Source organism: Mesorhizobium sp. M0174 (assembly GCF_040322275.1).
Lineage (GTDB): Bacteria > Pseudomonadota > Alphaproteobacteria > Rhizobiales > Rhizobiaceae > Mesorhizobium.
On sequence record NZ_JAMYTB010000001.1, the window covers coordinates 419,980 to 437,514 of the forward strand.

Here is a 17,535-nt window from a genome sequence, read left to right on the forward strand (position 1 = left end):
GCAAGAACAGCCCGGCATTGCAGGCGCGAGCATGTTCTACCCCTGTCGCTGCCCCGGCGTCAACTTTCATGCAACTATGTTTCCTGCGAAGAAAATACCTCTGCCGCCGGCCGCTCTGCTACAGGTTCTTTTTTGCGCCGGTTGCAGCGCCGTATAGAAGCCAGAGCAGGGGCGGTTCCACCGTCTCAAAACAGCCGCCTAATACGCGAAAAGCGACAGAAGCAACGGCGCAAATTCACCAGCGCCGGCTGTGCGGAACGATCCGCTACTGCGTCAGCACGTTGCTGATCTCGACCATGTTCGAGCGCACCCTGAGTATGTAAAAGCCCATCGTCGTCAGATGTGTCGGCAACAGCCAGCCGTCCTCGCGGCCATTGGCGATGATGAAGGGCTGGATGCGCAGCGCCGAGACGAATTGCGCGTCCATCGTATCCCACAGGTTCTGCAGGTGCTTTTCCTTGATGACGTCCTCGAAGTCGGCCTGTGCGCCCTTCATCAGCCCGTAATAGGCATAGAGCTGGCCATAGGCGAACCAGAAGCGGTCGTCGGCGCGCGTGTCGAACCAGCCATTATTGTGGTTTTCGGCACGCTCCTTGAGGATCGCCGAGGTCGAACCGATATCGGAAGAGATGCGGTCGATATACTGCTTGAGATTGTCGGCGCGGGCATCGAATGTCGCCTGGCACGCGGCCAGCCGGGCGTTGAAGGAGCGCAGCTTGCGCACCGCGTCGCGATAGTAGCTCGGCGTCGGCGTCTTGGGGCCGAACGGGTTCAAGCCGAAATACCAGGTTTCCTCATCGAACTGCAGATTGCCGCGGGCGTCCTGCAGGTCGGCGTCGATCTGCGAGGTGGTGCGGACGCGGCCGAGATTATCGGCAAGCTCGGTCGCCGTGCGCCGCACCGCCTGGTTGATGCCGCGCTGGAACGAAGCCTTGTTGTCCATGAACGGCGTGTGGTCCCAGTCGATGCCGAACAGGCCGAGCTTGTAGAGGATCATCGACGACACCCAGGCATTCTGGTTGACGTTGAAGTCGGTCAGGTCGGCAGCAACCTGGGCAATGGCTGAATTTCCGCAGGTCTTGGCCGTGTCGGTGCCGGCGCCGGCGGAAACCTGTTCACCGGCGGAGCTGTTGCGTTTTTCGAAAGTGTATTTGTCGACGTAATTCGGGTCGAAATTGTTCCACCACTGGGTGGCGTAGAAGAAATTGACATAGAGGCCGATCAGCACGAGCACAGCCAGTCCGAGCACCGCCTTCAGGATCCAGCCGCGTTGCGTGTACCAGCGCCCCGCCCACAGGAACGGCCACAGGATCGCACCGACGAGCAAGCCGATGCCGCGGCCAATCCACTGGAAAATCCGGGTGAAGAAACTCACGATCGGATCAAGCATGGCGATGTCACCCCCTCAGTCAGTCAAGCCATAGAGGCGTGTGCGAAACGCCACCTTGTCCTTCAAATATGTGGTTTTCAGAACGTCCACAACATGCGATCGCCAGGCGTCGCTGAAGCCGTCATAATCCCTGTAGAAGCCCGGCTTGTTGAAGACGTAACGCGAGACGAAGTCCTGCGGCACGAAGCCCGAGATCAGCTGGTTGGTCAGCCAGGCGTCGGGATGGTCCGGCTTGGCGCGGATGACCAGGAAGCGCTGCTGCGGGAACACATCTTCGATCTTGAGATGGCCGAGCTGGGCGATCTCGCGCTTGGCGGCGTTGAGGAAGGGAAAATTGCCGTCCCTGGTGATCAAATCGGCATGGCCGTGGATCCAGGTCTGCAGCCAGACCTTGTCGACATCGGTCAGATTGCGGTCGGGCTCGGCGTCGCGGATCAGCGCGCGCACCACCATTTCGGCGCGATGCTCGAGATAGCCGGAGGTTTCGATCCATGAGGCGCGCGGCAGCTCGATGCGGCCGGTCGAGGCGAGGAACTTGAACACCTTGTCGGCATCGTGGATCGAAAGGTAACTCACCTGCCACGGCCGCGAGCGGCGGAAACCGGGCGCTGTCGGGTCGCTGATCACCGTCGTCACGTCGGGATCGACGAACACATAGAGCCCGCCGAAATGGCTGGTCCAATAGGCATTGTGACGGAAGATCACCTGGTCCGGCACCAGCGCATTCTCGCGGATGTCGCCGCAGATCTTCGCCAGCTCGACCATGTGGGCCAGCATGGCGTTGTCGCGCCAGGCATCCGGCTCCTGCTTCAGCCGGTCGACCAGCTTGCCGAGTTCGGCGGCCTTACCGAGCACATCCTCGGCCGAGAGCACCTTGAATTCCACCTGGTTGATAGACAGCAGGTCCTCGATGTCGTCGACCTTGGGGACCGAGTCCTCGATCTCGCCGTAGATGACGTCCTTGATCGTCAGCGCATCGATGGCGCGCTGGTTCTTCGACATGAATTCGTACATCAGCAGCGAGGTGTTGGAGAATGCCGTGTGCACCACCGGCAGGTCGATCTGCGACGGCGTCAGGATGATGAAGCGGCGGTTGACCTCGTTCGGATCGAGGTAGCTGTAGTCGCCGCATTCCTCGGCGACCTGCGGCGAGAAGCCGGTGCGATCGATCTCGAAGCTTTTCAGCTTGGTCGGCTTCAGCCCGAAGGCGACCATCGCCTTGTTGTAGCGCTGGATCAGGTGCGGCTCGTCGACCGTCAGCAGCCGACCATAGATCAGCTCGTTGTCGCGCAACAGATCGGGCTTCTTGGCGGGGCTCATGCTTTCTTCTTCCCGTTCACGGGGAGAAGGTGTCCGAACGGCGGATGAGGGGCGCGAACGCCCCTTCTTCCCTTGTGGGAGAAGGTGGCCGAGCGAAGCTCGGTCGGATGAGGGGTGTTCCAGCTTGACGAATACCCCTCATCCGTCGCCTTCGGCGACACCTTCTCCCACAAGGGGAGAAGGGGGCGTCGGCGCATCTCACGCATTCCACAGCCCCTTCTTCTTCATCTCCTCGATCTCGCGGACGGCACGCTCCCGCAGCCGAGTATCGCGGATCATCTTGCTCACCGCGGCATCGTCGGACTTGTCGGAATAACGGAATTCGGAATCCGCATAGCGATTGATCTCCTGCATGACCATGTCCATCGAGAATGGCCCGCGCAGTTCCTCGATCATGGCTTTCTTGTCGTCGTAACCCTTGTGCATGAAGGCTTCCGGCTTTTCGAACCACTCGTCGGGCAATTCGATGTCCATGGCACGCATCTTGATCGCGTCGGTGACGTTCTTGATGGCGCGGCCGGTAAAGCGCGGCTCGGCATCCTTGATCATGTGCAGATAAGTGCCGATGTCGGCCATCGTCTTCGGTGCGCCGTTCTCCTTCATATAGCGCTCGTAGACCTTCATCAGCCCGTCTTCCTGCGGCTTTTCATGTTCCTCATAGGCCTCCATCACCGCGCGCTGGATTTCCTGGGCAGCGTAGAGCTTGTGCTCGCCGAGCGGGATCTTGTGGTTCTTGCCGGCGAGCAGAACGAAGATGTCGATGTAGTCGTCGCGGCTCTGCGGGCCATCGACCAGCCAGCGCGCGCCGGCGCGCTGGCGCAATGCGTCGTCGACGTTCTCGGGATAGTTGGAAAACATGCCGAACGAGCAATTGCCGCGCACCACGGTGCCGGCACCCCCGAACGCGTCCATCAGGACGCCGGTGATTTCCTGCTGGCCGGCCGAGGCGCGATCGTCGGAGCGGCGTGCGGCGACCTGGTCGATATCGTCGATAGTGCCGAAGCCGATGACGCGCGGGTTCAGCACATTGTTGATGAACTGACGGCAGTTCTGGCCGGACTTGCCCTGGTAGGAGGAGATCTGGTCGACGCCGAAATTCTCGTAGGCGAAGGGATAGCCGGCGACCTGGCAGTAGCCGTTGAGAAGGCCGGCGATCATCTGGATCAGCGTCGTCTTGCCGGTGCCGGGCGAGCCGTCACCGATGAAGGTGAACAGGAAGCCGCCGAGTTCGACGAATGGGTTCAGCTCGCGCTCGAAGTCGTAGGCCATCAGCATCTTGGCGAGCTTGACCGACTGGTATTTGGCGATGTGGTTGCCGACGACCTCTTCCGGCTTCTTGAAGGTCATGACCAACGGTTTTGCCCGCTTGCCCGGCGCGACGTCGAAACCATCGAGCGTGAAATCGTCGACGTCGATGCGGATATGCGCGTTCTCGAACGGGCCGATGCCGTCGAAGCGGCCTTTTCGCGCCAAAAGCCCATCGATGGCAATACGGGCAAAGGCGCGCGCCCGGGTCATCAGGTCGGCGTCGTCCTTCGCGCCTGATATCGCCCTGTCGAGGCCGGCCACGATCGATTTCACCGCATCCTGGGGCGTGTCGAACAGAAAGTCCGGCTCGGGCGTGTCGTTCGGCGCCTCGCCGTCGCTATCGATCAGCTGGAACAGATAGGAGGCGAAGCTGAAGGCGGAAATATAGGCCGAAGCCGACAGCAGCTTTTTGAATGTGGCGGCCTCGTCGCCTTCGAGCGGCGCGCGGGCGTTTTTCGCCTGCAGGCTTTCGAGGTCAGAGCCTTCGGCGAAGACATCGGATATTGCCAACGCAATGGCCAGCCCACGCCGGGCGCGAAACAGCAGCGTGTGCTGCGGGATGGTCAGCAGCTGGTCGTCGGGATGGACGGCAGCGACGGTTTTGGCGAACTCGACCTCGCGCGTGCGGCGAACCGAGCCCACCGAAACGGTCGAGACGAAGCGGCGGTTGGTGCCGGCAAGCGCGGTACCGGATTCGCGCGATGGGTCCTCCAGCACGACGATGCGGGTGATGAAACTTTGCGCAGTGGCGCGGTGCTTTTCGATTGCTGCTTCCGGGATGGTGGTCAGACCGGTGTCCATGGAGGATACTCCGCGATTTGATGGTCAGACGTCGCTGATGACCTGCCCTTTGGACAGGATATGGACCTTGTAGCCCGAAAAGATCTTCTGCGCCTCGCCGGCGGCGTAAAGCGACTGATAGGCCTCATGCGGAATCAGCGCGTGGTTCTCGTAGCTCGACACGCCCTGGCGTGCGGCCTCGAGATCGTCGGTGTTGATGAAGAATTCCTGCGTCGTCTTCTCGCTCGAAAACAGCCCCTTGCGGCCGGGCTTCTCGGCCTTGGAAAAGACCTCCTGGATAGTCCAGGTCAGCAGCCAGGCGTTTTCCGGCTTGCGCACTTTGGCCAGCACTTCGTTCACCGTCGAATTGTTGTCGGTAATGCCGGCAGAATAGAACGGGCCGAGCACGACGCGGCGCAGCTGCTTGGGATGCAGCGTCTCGAAATCCTTGTCGAGGTTGACCGCGATCGTCGCCGGCGACAGCGTGTAGGCGGAATTCTTCTCGGTGAAATCGTCGAAACGGTGGGCGAGTTCGGGATTGAGCAAGCCGTCGACCGGCAGCGGAATGTCGACCCTCTCATTAAGCTTGCCGCTGCTATCGACCAGCTGCCGGATCATGTCGTCGGAGGAATCCTCGACCGTCGCCATGTAGACCAGCGGCAGGTTGGCGCTGCCGTCGAAGCAGGCCCAGTGGACCAGATAATAGGGCCGCAGCGTCTTCGGGTTGACCGAAACCTTGGCCGTCTGGGCGAGCGTGAACGGGCCGAAGGTGGTCCCGCTCTTGACGTCTTCGAGGTAAAGCCGCTCGGCCATCGACTTCTGCAACGCTTCGGGAAATTCCTTGTGGCGCAGAATGAAGTCGGCCATTTCCTCGCGCAGCTCGCTGGCCGAAGGGATGACGGCGAGACGGCTGTCGGCCTGGAGGCGGTCGTTTTCCAGTTCGAGCAGGTTCTGGAAAACCGGAAAACCGCTTTCGGCGCGCGAGATGCGGAACGTCTCGGTGAAACCCAGCCGGTTGCGCCAGCACGAGAACGACTTTTCGAGCCGCGCAATATATTCGGCGACGACCTTGGCGACGATGCCGTGCCGATAGAGCGGCGAGCGATCGTCGCGCATGAACACTTCGAGGCCGCCAAGTGCAGCCGCGATCGCCGAGAAATAGCGCGCCGCGGCTTCGTTTTCGGGGGTCATGCTGCCAGCCCTTGGGAGCAGTGCACGTGCAGCAATTACGACTGCACGTAATTTGCCGAATTGTGCTTCTTCATCACATCGTCGAAGCGGCGGGCGAAGGCGTCGTCGGCGAGCTTCTTGCGGCGCTGGATGTCGGCGGTGGCGACCATGTTCTTCTCGTGCATTTCAAGCAGATCGCCGATGTGCTTTTGCGAGGCGGCACCAATGCCGGCCATGGTCTCCTCGGCGGTGTTGTCGACCTGGCTGCCCAGCGTGTTGATCTTATGGGCGACATCCTGCTGGGCGGCGGTCTTCAGCGAATCTTCCAGGGCCTTGTACAGCACGATGCGCTGCTCGGTATCGATGGTCAGCTTGTTGATCAGCGTCGATTGCGCCGCGATCTGATTGTTGAGCGAATCGACGAAGGTCTGGAACATCGAGGTGTAGCGCTCCAGCGTCTGGCTCTCGGCCAGCAATTCCTGCTCCTTGGCCTGCTTTTCGTTGTATTCCGTGGCCAGTTTCGAGCGTTCGCCTTCAAGCTGCGTGCGCTCCTTCTGGCTGGTCGAGGCGGCGATCTTGTTCTCGATGTCGAGCAGCATCGGGTTGAGTTCCTCGATGCGCTTCTGCACGGTCTCGAGATTGGACATGGTTGTCTTGCGGCGCTCGATCACCTGCGACAGGCTGGCCTCGGAGGTCTTGTAGCGCGTGTCGAGAACCTGCTTCTGCGCCTTGAGGATGCCGACGATGGTGTCGGATTTCGCCAACAGCTCCTGCAAATTGCCGGCCAGCGACATGTTGCGGACGCGGTCGGTGCGCATGCGCTGTTTGCGCTGGCTGGAGAAGACGCCGACGAAATTCTCCCAGCCGGTGTAGTTCTTCATGCTCTCGAATTCGGCGCCGAAGACGTTGGTGGCGTCCTCCAGGCCGATGATCAGGTCGGCGATATTGCCTTCCATCACCTTCTGCTGCTTCAGCACGTCCTCGATGCGGGCATTCTCGATGTCGAAATTGGCGTCGCCGATCTTCTTGTCGGCGGTGGCGAGCGTGTCGAGCACGCTACCGGACTGCTCGATCTTGGTGCGCATGTCCTCTACGACCTGCTTGGTCTTGGCAATCTCGGCATCGAAATTCTGCAATGTCGCCATTGGGGCCTCCCGCTTCGGCATCGGTTTTCGTGTCGCGAACCGCCGTGACTATATGTGCCGGGTTTGGCGAATGAAAGACGGAAGACGGGCGACACCAGGAAACGAGGCAACTGGGGTCACGCTCAGGGCTTGGGATCAGCCTTGAGGTAGGCGATGACATTGGCGATGTCCTCGTCGCTGGTCAGGCCGGAGAAGGCCATTTTATTGCCGGGGACCTTCTGCCGCGGCGCGCGCAGGTATTCGGCAAGGCTTATTTCGTCCCAGACCAGGCCGGCGGCGCCGGCGTCCTTCATCCCCTGCGAGTAGCGGCTGAGATAACTGTCCGCGGTGCCGGCGGTGCGTCCGACGACACCCAGCAGATGCGGGCCGACCTTGTCGCGTTCGCTCGTTGCCTCGTGACAGGCCATGCATCTGTTGAAGACCTTCTTGCCGAGAGCGGCATCGCCGTCGGCATGCGCGGCAAGAGCTCCGACGATGAGGAAAGCAGTTGCAGACGAAATGGCTCGAAGCATGGGAACTCCCCGACGGCTCTGGCTGAGAGGTTTTGAAAATAGGAAGCAAGCCTTAACAAGCGCCGCACGATGACGCGATCGCGGAACGAATGTCGGCTGGGCGGACGGATGGACGCAACGCGCTGGTCAGGTTTTGATGAAGCCGATGAAATCGTCGGGCATGGCGCGGCCCATTTCCTCTTCCCAATGGCGGCGGCAGAGTGAGACATAGACGTCCTTGCCGATCGCCACCTGTTCACCCTGTTTCGCCACCTTGCCGTCGGCCCCTAGGCGTACCACCATCGTCGCCTTGCGGCCGCAACGGCAGATGGTGCGCACCTCGCGCAGCTCGTCTGATATCGCCAGCAGGGCGCGCGAGCCGGAAAACAGCTTGCCCTGGAAATCGGTGCGCAGGCCATAGCACATGACCGGAATGTTCAGCCGGTCGGCGATGCGGGCGAGTTGCCAGACCTGATCCTCTTCGAGGAACTGCGCCTCGTCGACAAAGACGCAATGCACCGTGGCGTGGTCATGATGCTCGGCGACCCGGGCAAACAGATCGTCGCCGTCGCGGAACAACTCGGCCTCCGTCTCCAAGCCGATACGCGACGAGATCAGCCCGGTATCGCCCTTGCGGTAGTGGCCGGCGATGAACAGCATCGTCGTCATGCCACGCTCGCGGTAATTGTACGAGGCCTGCAACAGCATCGTCGTCTTGCCGGCATTCATCGTCGCATAATGGAAGTACAGCTTGGCCATGCCGTCCTTTTAAGCCGAGTTGCAACAAAGCGGGGAGGGGGAGCGCCTACATTCCACCGGGAAAAGACGACTTCCATCCGTAAAGCGGCGGGCGTGTCGCCGATCGGCCAGCCTGCGCCGTTGTTCGTGATTGCCTTAGTGCTTGAAACCGCAGCAGAATGGTGTTTGGCTGACGGAACAAAGGTGGAAATAAAACCGCCACTTCGCTTCACCGAGAACTGAAATGGGAGAATTTCTATGTCGCGCATGAGTTCATTCGTCGCCGGTCTCGGCCTGGCGGCTTTTCTATCCACGACTGGGGCCTTCGCCGGTGATGCGGAAAGCTGCAAGACGGTGCGGCTGTCCGATGTCGGCTGGACCGACATCCAGGCGACTACCGGCGTCGCCTCGGTGCTGCTCACGGCGCTCGGTTACGAGCCGCAGGTGATCCAGCTTTCGGTGCCGGTGACCTATGCGTCGCTGAAGAACAAAGACCTCGACGTGTTCCTCGGAAACTGGATGCCGTCGATGACCAACGACATCAAGGACTATACCGCCGAAGGCTCGGTCGAGACCGTCAGCGAAAATCTCAGCGGTGCCGGCTATGGCATCGTCGTTCCGACCTATGTCGCCGATGCCGGTGTCAAGACGCTAACCGATCTCGGCAAGTTCAAGGACAAGTTCGACGGCAAGATCTATGGTATTGAGGCCGGCAATGACGGCAACCGCATTATCCTCGATATGATCAAGGATCCGAAGACCAATCTCGAAGGCTTCGAACTGGTCGAGTCTTCCGAGGCCGGCATGCTCACCCAGGCCGAGCAGTCGATGAAGAACAATGAATGGATCGCCTTCCTCGGCTGGACGCCGCATCCGGTGATGGGCGCCATGAAGATCACCTATCTCGAGGGGATGGGCGACAGCGGCTTCGGCGCCGCCACCGTGCATACCAATGTGCGCAAGGGCTACATGAGCGAATGCCCGAACGCCGGCAAGTTCATCGCCAATCTGAAGTTCAACCTGGACATGGAAGGCGAGATGATGGACGCGATCCTGAAGGGCGCCGACGCCAATACCGCCGCGACCGACTGGCTGAAGAAACACCCTGACGCGATCACCCCCTGGATCGCCGGCGTCACCACCTTCGACGGCGGCGATGCGGCGGCTGGGGTGAAAACGGCGCTCGGAAGCTGACCCGACCATCTGGCATGACGAGACAAGGGGCAGCCACGGTAGAAATGGCTGCCCTTTTTCATATCCTGTGACAAGATGACCGTGCGGCGAAGGACGGCGCCGGCAGAAGAGGGGCTAGATGGATCCGATCTCCAAATTCCTGGTCAGTTACAAGATTCCCATCGGGGCATGGGGGAAGGCGTTTTTCGGCTTTCTCACCGACAATTTCGACACCATCTTCAGGGCTTTTTCCAACACCCTCAACTTCCTGCTCGACGGCATCGTCGACGGGCTGCTGTTGCTGCCGCCGGTTCTGCTGATCGCGCTGATCGCTCTGCTCGCCTATTTCCTGCAGCGCTCGAAAGGCCTGGCTTTGGCGGTATTCATTGGATTGCTGTTCATCCTCAACCAGAACCTGTGGAAGCAGACGGTCGAGACGCTGGTGCTGGTGGTCGCCGCCGCCGCCGTGTCGATGGCCATCGGCGTGCCGCTCGGCATCTGGGCCGCGCACAAGCCGAAGGTGTATCGCGTCATGCTGCCGGTGCTCGACCTGATGCAGACGCTACCGACCTTCGTCTACCTGATCCCGGTGCTGACCCTGTTCGGCCTCGGCAATGCGCCCGGCCTCATCGTCACCATCATCTTCGTCATTCCGACCTCGGTTCGGCTCACCCATCTCGGCGTCACCTCGGTGCCGAAATCGATCGTCGAGGCGGGCGAGGCGTTCGGCGCCACCAAACGCCAGCTGCTGTGGAAGGTCGAGCTGCCTTCGGCGCTGCCGACCATCATGGCCGGCTTGACCCAGTCGATTATGCTGTCGCTGTCGATGGTGGTGTTCGCCGCCCTTATCGGCGCCGGCGGCCTCGGCACCGAGATCAACCGCGCGCTCGGTTCGCGCCGGATCGACCTAGGGCTTGAGGCAGGGCTGGCCATCGTCGTGCTTGCCATCGTGCTCGACCGAATGACGCGCATCGGCGTGGGAGGCAAGAAATGACCGTCGCCGTCGATTTCAGAAATGTCGACATCGTCTTCGGCGCCGACCAGGCAGGCTCGCTGGCGCTGATCGACAGCGGCGCCACCCGCGCCGAGATCCTCGAACAGACCGGCAACGTACTGGGCTGCGCCGGCGCCAGCCTCACCGTGAACGAGGGCGAGATCTCGGTGCTGATGGGGCTTTCCGGCTCCGGCAAATCGACGCTGCTCAGGGCCGTCAACCGGCTGAACGTGGTCTCGCGCGGCCAGGTGCTGGTCAAGGACGGCGACGGCACGGTCGACGTCGTGACCTGCGACGAGGCGACGCTTCGGCGGTTGCGGCAGAAACAGGTGGCAATGGTGTTTCAGCAGTTCGGCCTGCTGCCGTGGCGCACAGTGGAGGAAAATGTCGGCCTCGGCCTCGAGCTCGCCGGCGTGCCTGAAGCCGAGCGCAAGGAGCGGGTGACCAAACAGCTGAAGCTGGTTCATCTCGACCAGTGGTCGAAGAAATACGCGCATGAGCTTTCCGGCGGCATGCAGCAGCGCGTCGGCCTGGCGCGCGCCTTCGCCACCGAGGCGCCGATCCTGCTGATGGACGAGCCGTTCTCGGCACTCGACCCGCTGATCCGGACCAAGCTGCAGGACGAGCTGCTGCAGCTTCAGGCCGAGCTGAAGAAGACCATCATCTTCGTCAGCCACGACCTCGAGGAGGCGCTGAAGATCGGCACCCACATCACTATCATGGAGGGCGGGCGCATCGTGCAGACCGGTGCGCCGGAAGACATCGTGTTGCGGCCCGCCAACGACTATGTCCGCGACTTCATCGCCAATGTGAACCCGCTCTCGGTGTTGACCGCGTGGAACGTCATGCGCGACCGCCGCGACCTCGAACATGGCGAGAACGGCTGGGTGTGGCTCGACCGGCGCAAGACGACGCGCTTCAAGATCGACGAGCATGGGCTGGTGGCGGCGGCCGAGCGCGACGGCAAGCCGGCGGTATGGGTGTCCTGCGCCGATGTCGAGGCACAGCCGGAGGAGACGGCGCAGGTGTTCTGGGCCAATCCCGGCACCTCGCTGAAGACCGTGATGCTGGCCATGCATCGCTCGCAGACCGCACCGGTGGCGCTGTTCGACGACCAGTCGCGCTTCGTCGGCGCCATCGGCGTCAGGGATGTGCTGAGCGCGGTGCTGCGAAGATAATTTTTCTCCTTGGCGAGAACCGAGACCAAACGCCGGCGCGAAGGAACGCCGGCTTAGCCCGATACCGCAAGCTAAACCGCCAGCGGCAATCTCAGTTCCGTCAACAGGCCGCCATCGGGGTGATTGGACAGGATGACCTCGCCGCCGGCGCCGCGGGCGATGTTGCGGGCGATGGTCAGGCCGAGGCCGAGGCCGCCGGTCTGACGGTTGCGCGACTGTTCCAGGCGCACGAACGAGCCGAACACGGCGTCGAGCTCGGCTTGCGGTATGCCCGGCCCTTCGTCATGGATCGCCAGCGTGATTGTCTTGCCTGATTGACGCAGGCTGAGATGCGCCCTCTTGCCATAGGTCACCGCGTTCTGGACGAGGTTGGTGACGCAGCGCCGCAGCGCGACCGGCCGCGCCATGCAGATCAAGCCGCGCGAGCGCCCGTCTTCATTCTCGAAGGAGACCTCGTCGAAGCCGTCGGCGATCGATTCTACCAGCGACCAGAAATCGATCCTCTCGCTCTTCTCCTCGGTCACCTCGAAAGTGGCGAAGTCGATGACCGAGCTGGCAATGCCTTCGATGTCGGCGAGGTCGTGCGCCAGTGCGGCGCGCACGGACGAATTCCTCAGCAGTTCGAGGCGCAGCCGCATCCTGGTCAGCGGCGTGCGCAGGTCGTGCGCCAGTGCGGCCGCAAGATGCTCGCGGTCCTCGACGTAGGCGCGCAGTCTCGCCTGCATGGCATTGACCGCCTTTGCCGCGGTACGCACCTCGCGGCTGCCGCTCTCGGCGATCGGCGGGCTCTTCAGGTCCTCGCCGATCCGCTTCACCGCGGTCTCCATCATCCTGTAGGGCGCCGTCAGCCGGCGCAGCGACCAGATCGAGGAAGCCACCACCAGCCCGGCGATTAAGGCATAGAGCGGCAGGCTATCGAAGCTCAGTATCGGCCCGGCCGGCGTGTTCGGTTCGGTGAAGTTCAGCCACTGGCCGTCGGCAAAGCGAAGCGAAGCCGTCAGCTTGTCGCTCTGGGCGAAATCGGCCGCCAGCACCAGCAGGTCGCGCTCGACCTGGCCGATATCGGGACCGGCGACCGTCCCACCGGGAGCGTCCGCTTCGTGCGTTGCCGGGTCGCGGCGGACCCGTGCATCGGTGATCCCGAACTTCGACAGCCGGCCGACCAATATGTCTTCCAGTTCGGCCAGCTCGTCGTCGCCCGCTATCGACGAGGTGACGGCGGGCGTGTCGGAGACGGTGAGCGCATAGGTGGCATTGAACAGCCCGGAGGCCGTCGCCTTGCGCTGTTCTGGGGTGGCATCATGCATCAGCTGCACCAGCGAGAAGGCGCGGTCGTTCAGCCGATAGAGATCGACGACGTCATTGGCGGCCGCACGGTCGCGCGAAACGATGTAAAGGGTCGCGATCTGGCTGATCAGCAGGCCGGCGATGACGATGAGCAGCACCCAGACCGGCAGCGTTTGCGGCAGGATGCGTCTCATTCGGAGGTCGTCTCAGGCAGGAACTGGTAGCCGCCGCTGCGCACGGTCAGGATCAGCTTCGGCGTTTTCGGGTCGTCCTCCATCTTGCGCCGCAGCCGGCTGACCAGAATGTCGACGCTGCGGTCGAAGCTGTAGCCGCTGTCGCCGCCGGACAGCTCGATCAGCTGCTCGCGGCTCAGTACGCGCTGCGCGCTCTTGACGAAGGTCTGCAGGAGATTGAATTCGGCCATCGTCAGCTCGATCCTGACGTCGCCGGGCGCCATTAGCCGGCGGCGCGAACAGTCCATCGTCCAACCGGCGAAATGGTAGATCTGCCGCGAGGCGGCGCGTCGCGGCTCGGCGGCGCCATTGCGTCTCAAGACGGCACGAATGCGTGCGAGCAGCTCGCGCGGATCGAAGGGTTTCGGCACGTAGTCGTCCGCGCCCATCTCCAGCCCAACCACGCGGTCGGTTGTCTCGGTAACCGCGGTCAGCATGATGATCGGCGTCGAATAATTGGCGCGCAACTCGCGGCAGAGCTCCAGCCCGCTCTTGCCGGGCAGCATGACGTCCAGGACGATCAGGTCGACCTGGGCGCGGCGCAGGACGGTCTCCATCTCGGTGCCGTCGGCGGCGACAGATGTATGCAGCCCTCGCCTCTGGAAGAATTCCTGAAGCAGGTCGCGAATGCCCTTGTCGTCGTCGACGATCAGTATGTGGGGGTCGGATTTCACAGGAAACCTGTCATTTGTGGATCGCCCAAGCGGTGCTTCGGCCGTCAGCCAGACGATAGAATTCAGGCCATAAGTTGGCCAGTGAAGATCGGCGGCCCGATCCGGGCTGCCCAGAAACAATCCAGAAACAAAATTCTACAATCCGGAAAAACTGCCGAAAAAAATCAAGGTCATAAGTGGTGCCGTGGCGGTCAGGTCATCGGCTGCGACACGCGTTACGGGATACGGATAGACCAATGCAAAGGTTCTCGATCAGTCTGATGGGTGCGTTGCTTTCCATTTCGCTCGTCACGGCCGCGGTTGAACAAGCCGATGCAAAACTGGCCGATGCAAAGGTGGCCAATGCAAAGGCGGCCGATGCAAAGGTGGCGACCACCCGCAGCGAGCGTTGCATCGATCTGAACCGCCAGTTTGACGAAGCCCTCGAAACCCATGCCGCGGCAACGCAGGTCACCGCGGCGAAAGCACTTCAAAGAAAGGGAAACCGGTTCTGCGCCAACAAGAAACAGGCACAGGGAATCCGGATGCTCGCGAACGCCTTGAAGCTGCTTGGAGTGACACCGATCGATCCCGTTCAGTGACACTCAATCCGATCTGCACAAAAAGGAAGTGAAGCCATGAAAAAGTCTCTCCTCTCCGCCCTCGGTCTCGCCATCGCGCTGGCCGTCTCGATGCCGGTTCTCGGCGCCAGCAGCGCCAATGCCGCGACCACCACCCCGGCTGCGACGACAACGACGACCGCTGCGCCGGCCAAGGCCGTGAAGAAGGTCGCTGCCAAGAAGACCGTCAAGAAGCACAAGAAGCACGCGGTCAAGGCAGCTCCGAAGGCCTGATCAAGCGACATCTTTCTACCCTATGAGAAGACCGCTCCAGTTGCGATTTGCCTGGAGCGGTCGTCTTTTTTGTTGCGTGCAGACAATGGGGGCAGTCCCGGCCCACACCCCCGTTGAACGCCAGACGGCAGTTCCCACATAGGCACGGACTTTTGAACTGCGCCCGCCGGGAAGCCGCTCGCGCGCGGTTGAATGGACGACCGCTTTTGCCCATGTCAAAATGACCGCAAAGCCGTCGTACTCAATTGCCGGTCCAATGCCTGAAATCACGACAAAACCCCGTACCAGCACGAAGCCGAAAGTCGAACGGCCGAAGCTCTACAAGGTTATCCTGGTCAATGACGATTTCACGCCGCGCGAGTTCGTCGTGACTGTGCTGAAGGCCGAGTTCAAGCTCAGCGAAGACCAGGCGCATAGGATAATGATTACTGCGCACCGGCGCGGCGTCTGCGTCGTCGCCGTCTTCACCAGGGATGTCGCCGAGACCAAGGCGGCGCGGGCAACCGATGCCGGCAAGGCCAAGGGTTATCCGCTGATGTTCACGACGGAGCCGGAGGAGTAGGGCTCCTTTTCCCTTCTCCCCTTGCGGGAGAAGGTGGCCGAGCGAAGCTCGGTCGGATGAGGGGTGTTCCAGGGAACGCCGACGCCTCATTTCTTCCGGCACCCCTCATCCGTCTTGGCGCCTCGCGCCAATCCACCTTCTCCCACAAGGGGAGAAGGAAGGACGGTGCCGCTACCGCCCTTCGCGGTACCACATAGAGCCCATCGCCAAAAGCAGCAGGCCGAGTCCGAGGAAGCCACCGAACAGCGGCACGCGCGAGACGGCCTTGAGCACGCTGTCGTCGGTGGTGCGCAGGCCGATCCAGTCATTGCCGGAAGCCGCTCCCGAGGAGCGGACCGGGACGATTGATGGCAGCATGACCGTGCTGGTGAGATTGCCAAGTGGCGAGGCCGGCGCCAGCCGGCGAACGCTGCCGCCGGTTGCCTCAGCCGGTGGTTTCAGCCGGTTCTCGGTGGAGACCACATCGGTGAATTCCGGGGCGTTGACCGGCCCGACATGGGCCAATGCCGTCAGGTCGCCATTGCCGACCTGGTAGAGACCGATTTCGCTGGTCTCGACGCTGCCGAGGAAGACACCTGGTTCGGATTTCTCGAGCCTGACGATCAGTGCCTTGCCGGATGGCGTGATGACTTGCGCCGGGCCGGGGTCGTCGCTCATCGTCTGGCGGCGGATTTCCAGCACCATGCCGCGGCCGTCGGCGGTCAGCCGCTCTTCCTCGAGTTCGGGCTCCTTCATCAGCCAGTGGGCGATGCGCCGGTAGAGTTGGACGTGGGGCCCACCGCCCTCGAAGCCGCGCGCCCACAGCCAGCCCTGGTCGGACAGAAGCATGCCGACGCGGCCTTCGCCCTTGCGGTCGAGCAGCAGCAGCGGCCGGTTGTCGGCGCCCTTCATCACCACCTCGCCCTCGGGGTTCTCGACCCCGATGGTACGGAACCAGCGGCTCCAGTGCGGCGGCTCGGTCGCGGAGCCGTCGAGCCCACGCGTTACCGGATGACGCTGGCCGGTATCGGTGAGGCGCGGATAGAAGGCCTTGTCGATGACCTCGCCGGTCGGCATTGCCGGCAGCGCCGACATCAGCGGCGTGCGGGCGATCGAGCTTTCGCCGGCATATTCGGGGCCTGCCGCGATCAGCAGCGCGCCGCCCTTTTCGACATATTCGGAGATATAGTCGTAATAGAGGATCGGCAGTACGTCGCGGTGCTGATAGCGGTCGAAGATGATCAGGTCGAAATCCTTGATCTTCTCGACGAACAGCTCGCGCGTCGGGAAGGCGATCAGCGACAATTCGTTGATCGGCGTGCCGTCCTGCTTTTCCGGCGGGCGCAGGATGGTGAAGTGCACGAGGTCCACCGAAGCGTCGGATTTCAGCAAATTGCGCCAGGTGCGCTCGCCCGCATGCGGTTCACCGGAAACGAGCAGTACCCGCAGATTTTCGCGAATACCGTCGATCAGCGCGATGGCGCGGTTGTTGGTGTCGGTGAGTTCGCCCGGCTCGTGGTTGATGGCGAGTTCGACAATGTTGCGCCCGGCACTGGGAATGGTCACCTGCAGCGGCATCGCCTGGCCGATGTTGGCGTGCTCGACCGATACCTGCTCGCCATTGACCGATACGCGGACATCGACCGGGCCGGTGTCGTTGTTGGTGGCGATGACGCGATAGGTCATGTCGAGCGGCTTGCCGACGAGGCCGAAGCGCGGCGCATTCTCGAAGCGAATGCGACGGTCCCTTTCATGCTCGTTGCCGGTAATCAGCGCATGCAGCGGGGCATTGAAGTCGGGTGTGCCGGACGGCGCGTCATGCACCTCGCCATCGGTGATCATGATGGCGCCGCCGATGCGCGATGGCGGCACGTCGCGGAAAGCATTTTCGAGCGAGGAAAACAACCGCGTCTCGGTGCGCTCGTCGGCGGCTTCGGCCTTGCCGGCTTCGACGACACGAACGTCGAACTGCTTGAAGCGGCCGAGACGCTGCTGAAGCCCGGCTAACGCCGCGTCGGTCTGCTTGGTGCGGTCGCCGATATCCTGGCTCTGGCTGCGGTCGACGACGACGGCGACGATGCTTTTCAGCGGCTCGCGCTCTTCGTCGAGGAACACCGGATTGAGCAGCGCCGCAGCCAGGGCAATCAGGGCTGCCAGGCGGAAAATCGCACCGCGCTGGCGAAACCAAAGGCCGGCCAGCGCCAGCAGCAGCGGCACCAGGACCACTGCGAGCAGCGGCCAGGTGATGAGCGGTTCGAAGGAGAGCGACCAGTTCATGGT

At 62.2% G+C, this 17,535-nt stretch carries 16 protein-coding genes; 6 read left to right on the forward strand and 10 right to left on the reverse strand.

Translation table 11 applies throughout. The features are described 5' to 3' along the window. Window positions 1-265 precede the first annotated feature (265 nt). From NKJ13_RS02015 to NKJ13_RS02045, 7 genes are all read right to left on the reverse strand, one after another. The gene (locus NKJ13_RS02015) at window positions 266-1,390 is read right to left on the reverse strand and encodes a DUF2333 family protein (RefSeq protein WP_352737716.1); all 1,125 of its coding nucleotides are present in this window, start codon (window positions 1,388-1,390) and stop codon (window positions 266-268) included. 15 nt (window positions 1,391-1,405) lie between these two features. Then, window positions 1,406-2,710 (reverse strand): DUF6638 family protein, encoded by a 1,305-nt coding sequence (locus NKJ13_RS02020; protein WP_352737717.1) that lies wholly within the window; start codon window positions 2,708-2,710, stop codon window positions 1,406-1,408. Window positions 2,711-2,908: 198 nt separating this feature from the next. After that, window positions 2,909-4,819 carry an AAA family ATPase gene (locus tag NKJ13_RS02025; RefSeq protein ID WP_352737718.1) on the reverse strand — a complete coding sequence of 637 codons (1,911 nt, stop codon included), beginning with the start codon at window positions 4,817-4,819 and terminating at the stop codon, window positions 2,909-2,911. 24 nt (window positions 4,820-4,843) lie between these two features. Beyond that, window positions 4,844-5,989 (reverse strand): hypothetical protein, encoded by a 1,146-nt coding sequence (locus tag NKJ13_RS02030; protein ID WP_352509802.1) that lies wholly within the window; start codon window positions 5,987-5,989, stop codon window positions 4,844-4,846. Window positions 5,990-6,024: 35 nt separating this feature from the next. Beyond that, on the reverse strand, window positions 6,025-7,113 hold the full coding sequence (locus tag NKJ13_RS02035; protein ID WP_352478015.1) for a hypothetical protein: 1,089 nt from the start codon (window positions 7,111-7,113) through the stop codon (window positions 6,025-6,027). A 122-nt stretch (window positions 7,114-7,235) separates the two neighbouring features. After that, window positions 7,236-7,625 (reverse strand): c-type cytochrome, encoded by a 390-nt coding sequence (locus NKJ13_RS02040; protein WP_352702956.1) that lies wholly within the window; start codon window positions 7,623-7,625, stop codon window positions 7,236-7,238. 126 nt (window positions 7,626-7,751) lie between these two features. Continuing rightward, complete coding sequence (locus NKJ13_RS02045; RefSeq protein ID WP_352646628.1) at window positions 7,752-8,363, reverse strand: thymidine kinase; 612 nt, start codon at window positions 8,361-8,363, stop codon at window positions 7,752-7,754. Between the two features lie 237 nt (window positions 8,364-8,600). Here NKJ13_RS02045 and NKJ13_RS02050 point away from each other — a divergent pair, with 237 nt between their 5' ends. From NKJ13_RS02050 to choV, 3 genes are all read left to right on the forward strand, one after another. After that, window positions 8,601-9,536: a choline ABC transporter substrate-binding protein gene (locus NKJ13_RS02050; protein ID WP_352646626.1), complete on the forward strand. Its 936-nt coding sequence runs from the start codon at window positions 8,601-8,603 to the stop codon at window positions 9,534-9,536. 118 nt (window positions 9,537-9,654) lie between these two features. Continuing rightward, complete coding sequence (gene choW / locus NKJ13_RS02055) at window positions 9,655-10,509, forward strand: choline ABC transporter permease subunit (protein WP_352646625.1); 855 nt, start codon at window positions 9,655-9,657, stop codon at window positions 10,507-10,509. Then, complete coding sequence (gene choV / locus NKJ13_RS02060) at window positions 10,506-11,687, forward strand: choline ABC transporter ATP-binding protein (protein ID WP_352646623.1); 1,182 nt, start codon at window positions 10,506-10,508, stop codon at window positions 11,685-11,687. Before choW ends, choV begins: the two co-directional genes overlap by 4 nt. Before the next feature lie 71 nt (window positions 11,688-11,758). Here choV and NKJ13_RS02065 read toward each other — a convergent pair whose 3' ends face one another. Continuing rightward, window positions 11,759-13,168 (reverse strand): ATP-binding protein, encoded by a 1,410-nt coding sequence (locus NKJ13_RS02065; RefSeq protein WP_352509806.1) that lies wholly within the window; start codon window positions 13,166-13,168, stop codon window positions 11,759-11,761. Further along, window positions 13,165-13,881, reverse strand: a complete 717-nt coding sequence (locus tag NKJ13_RS02070; RefSeq protein ID WP_352509808.1) for a response regulator — start codon at window positions 13,879-13,881, stop codon at window positions 13,165-13,167. The genes NKJ13_RS02065 and NKJ13_RS02070 overlap by 4 nt, the downstream gene beginning before the upstream one ends. 236 nt (window positions 13,882-14,117) lie before the next feature. Between NKJ13_RS02070 and NKJ13_RS02075 the strand changes: the two genes are divergently transcribed. The 3 genes from NKJ13_RS02075 (at window position 14,118) to clpS (ending at window position 15,276) form a co-directional block, all read left to right on the forward strand. After that, window positions 14,118-14,462: a hypothetical protein gene (locus NKJ13_RS02075; RefSeq protein WP_292665026.1), complete on the forward strand. Its 345-nt coding sequence runs from the start codon at window positions 14,118-14,120 to the stop codon at window positions 14,460-14,462. 36 nt (window positions 14,463-14,498) lie between these two features. Next, window positions 14,499-14,714 (forward strand): hypothetical protein, encoded by a 216-nt coding sequence (locus tag NKJ13_RS02080; RefSeq protein WP_352450529.1) that lies wholly within the window; start codon window positions 14,499-14,501, stop codon window positions 14,712-14,714. Between the two features lie 256 nt (window positions 14,715-14,970). After that, window positions 14,971-15,276, forward strand: a complete 306-nt coding sequence (gene clpS, locus NKJ13_RS02085) for an ATP-dependent Clp protease adapter ClpS (RefSeq protein WP_023679498.1) — start codon at window positions 14,971-14,973, stop codon at window positions 15,274-15,276. A gap of 171 nt (window positions 15,277-15,447) precedes the next feature. Here the strand turns inward: clpS and NKJ13_RS02090 are convergent, their stop codons facing one another. Then, complete coding sequence (locus NKJ13_RS02090; protein WP_352777011.1) at window positions 15,448-17,532, reverse strand: hypothetical protein; 2,085 nt, start codon at window positions 17,530-17,532, stop codon at window positions 15,448-15,450. Between the last annotated feature and the right edge of the window lie 3 nt (window positions 17,533-17,535).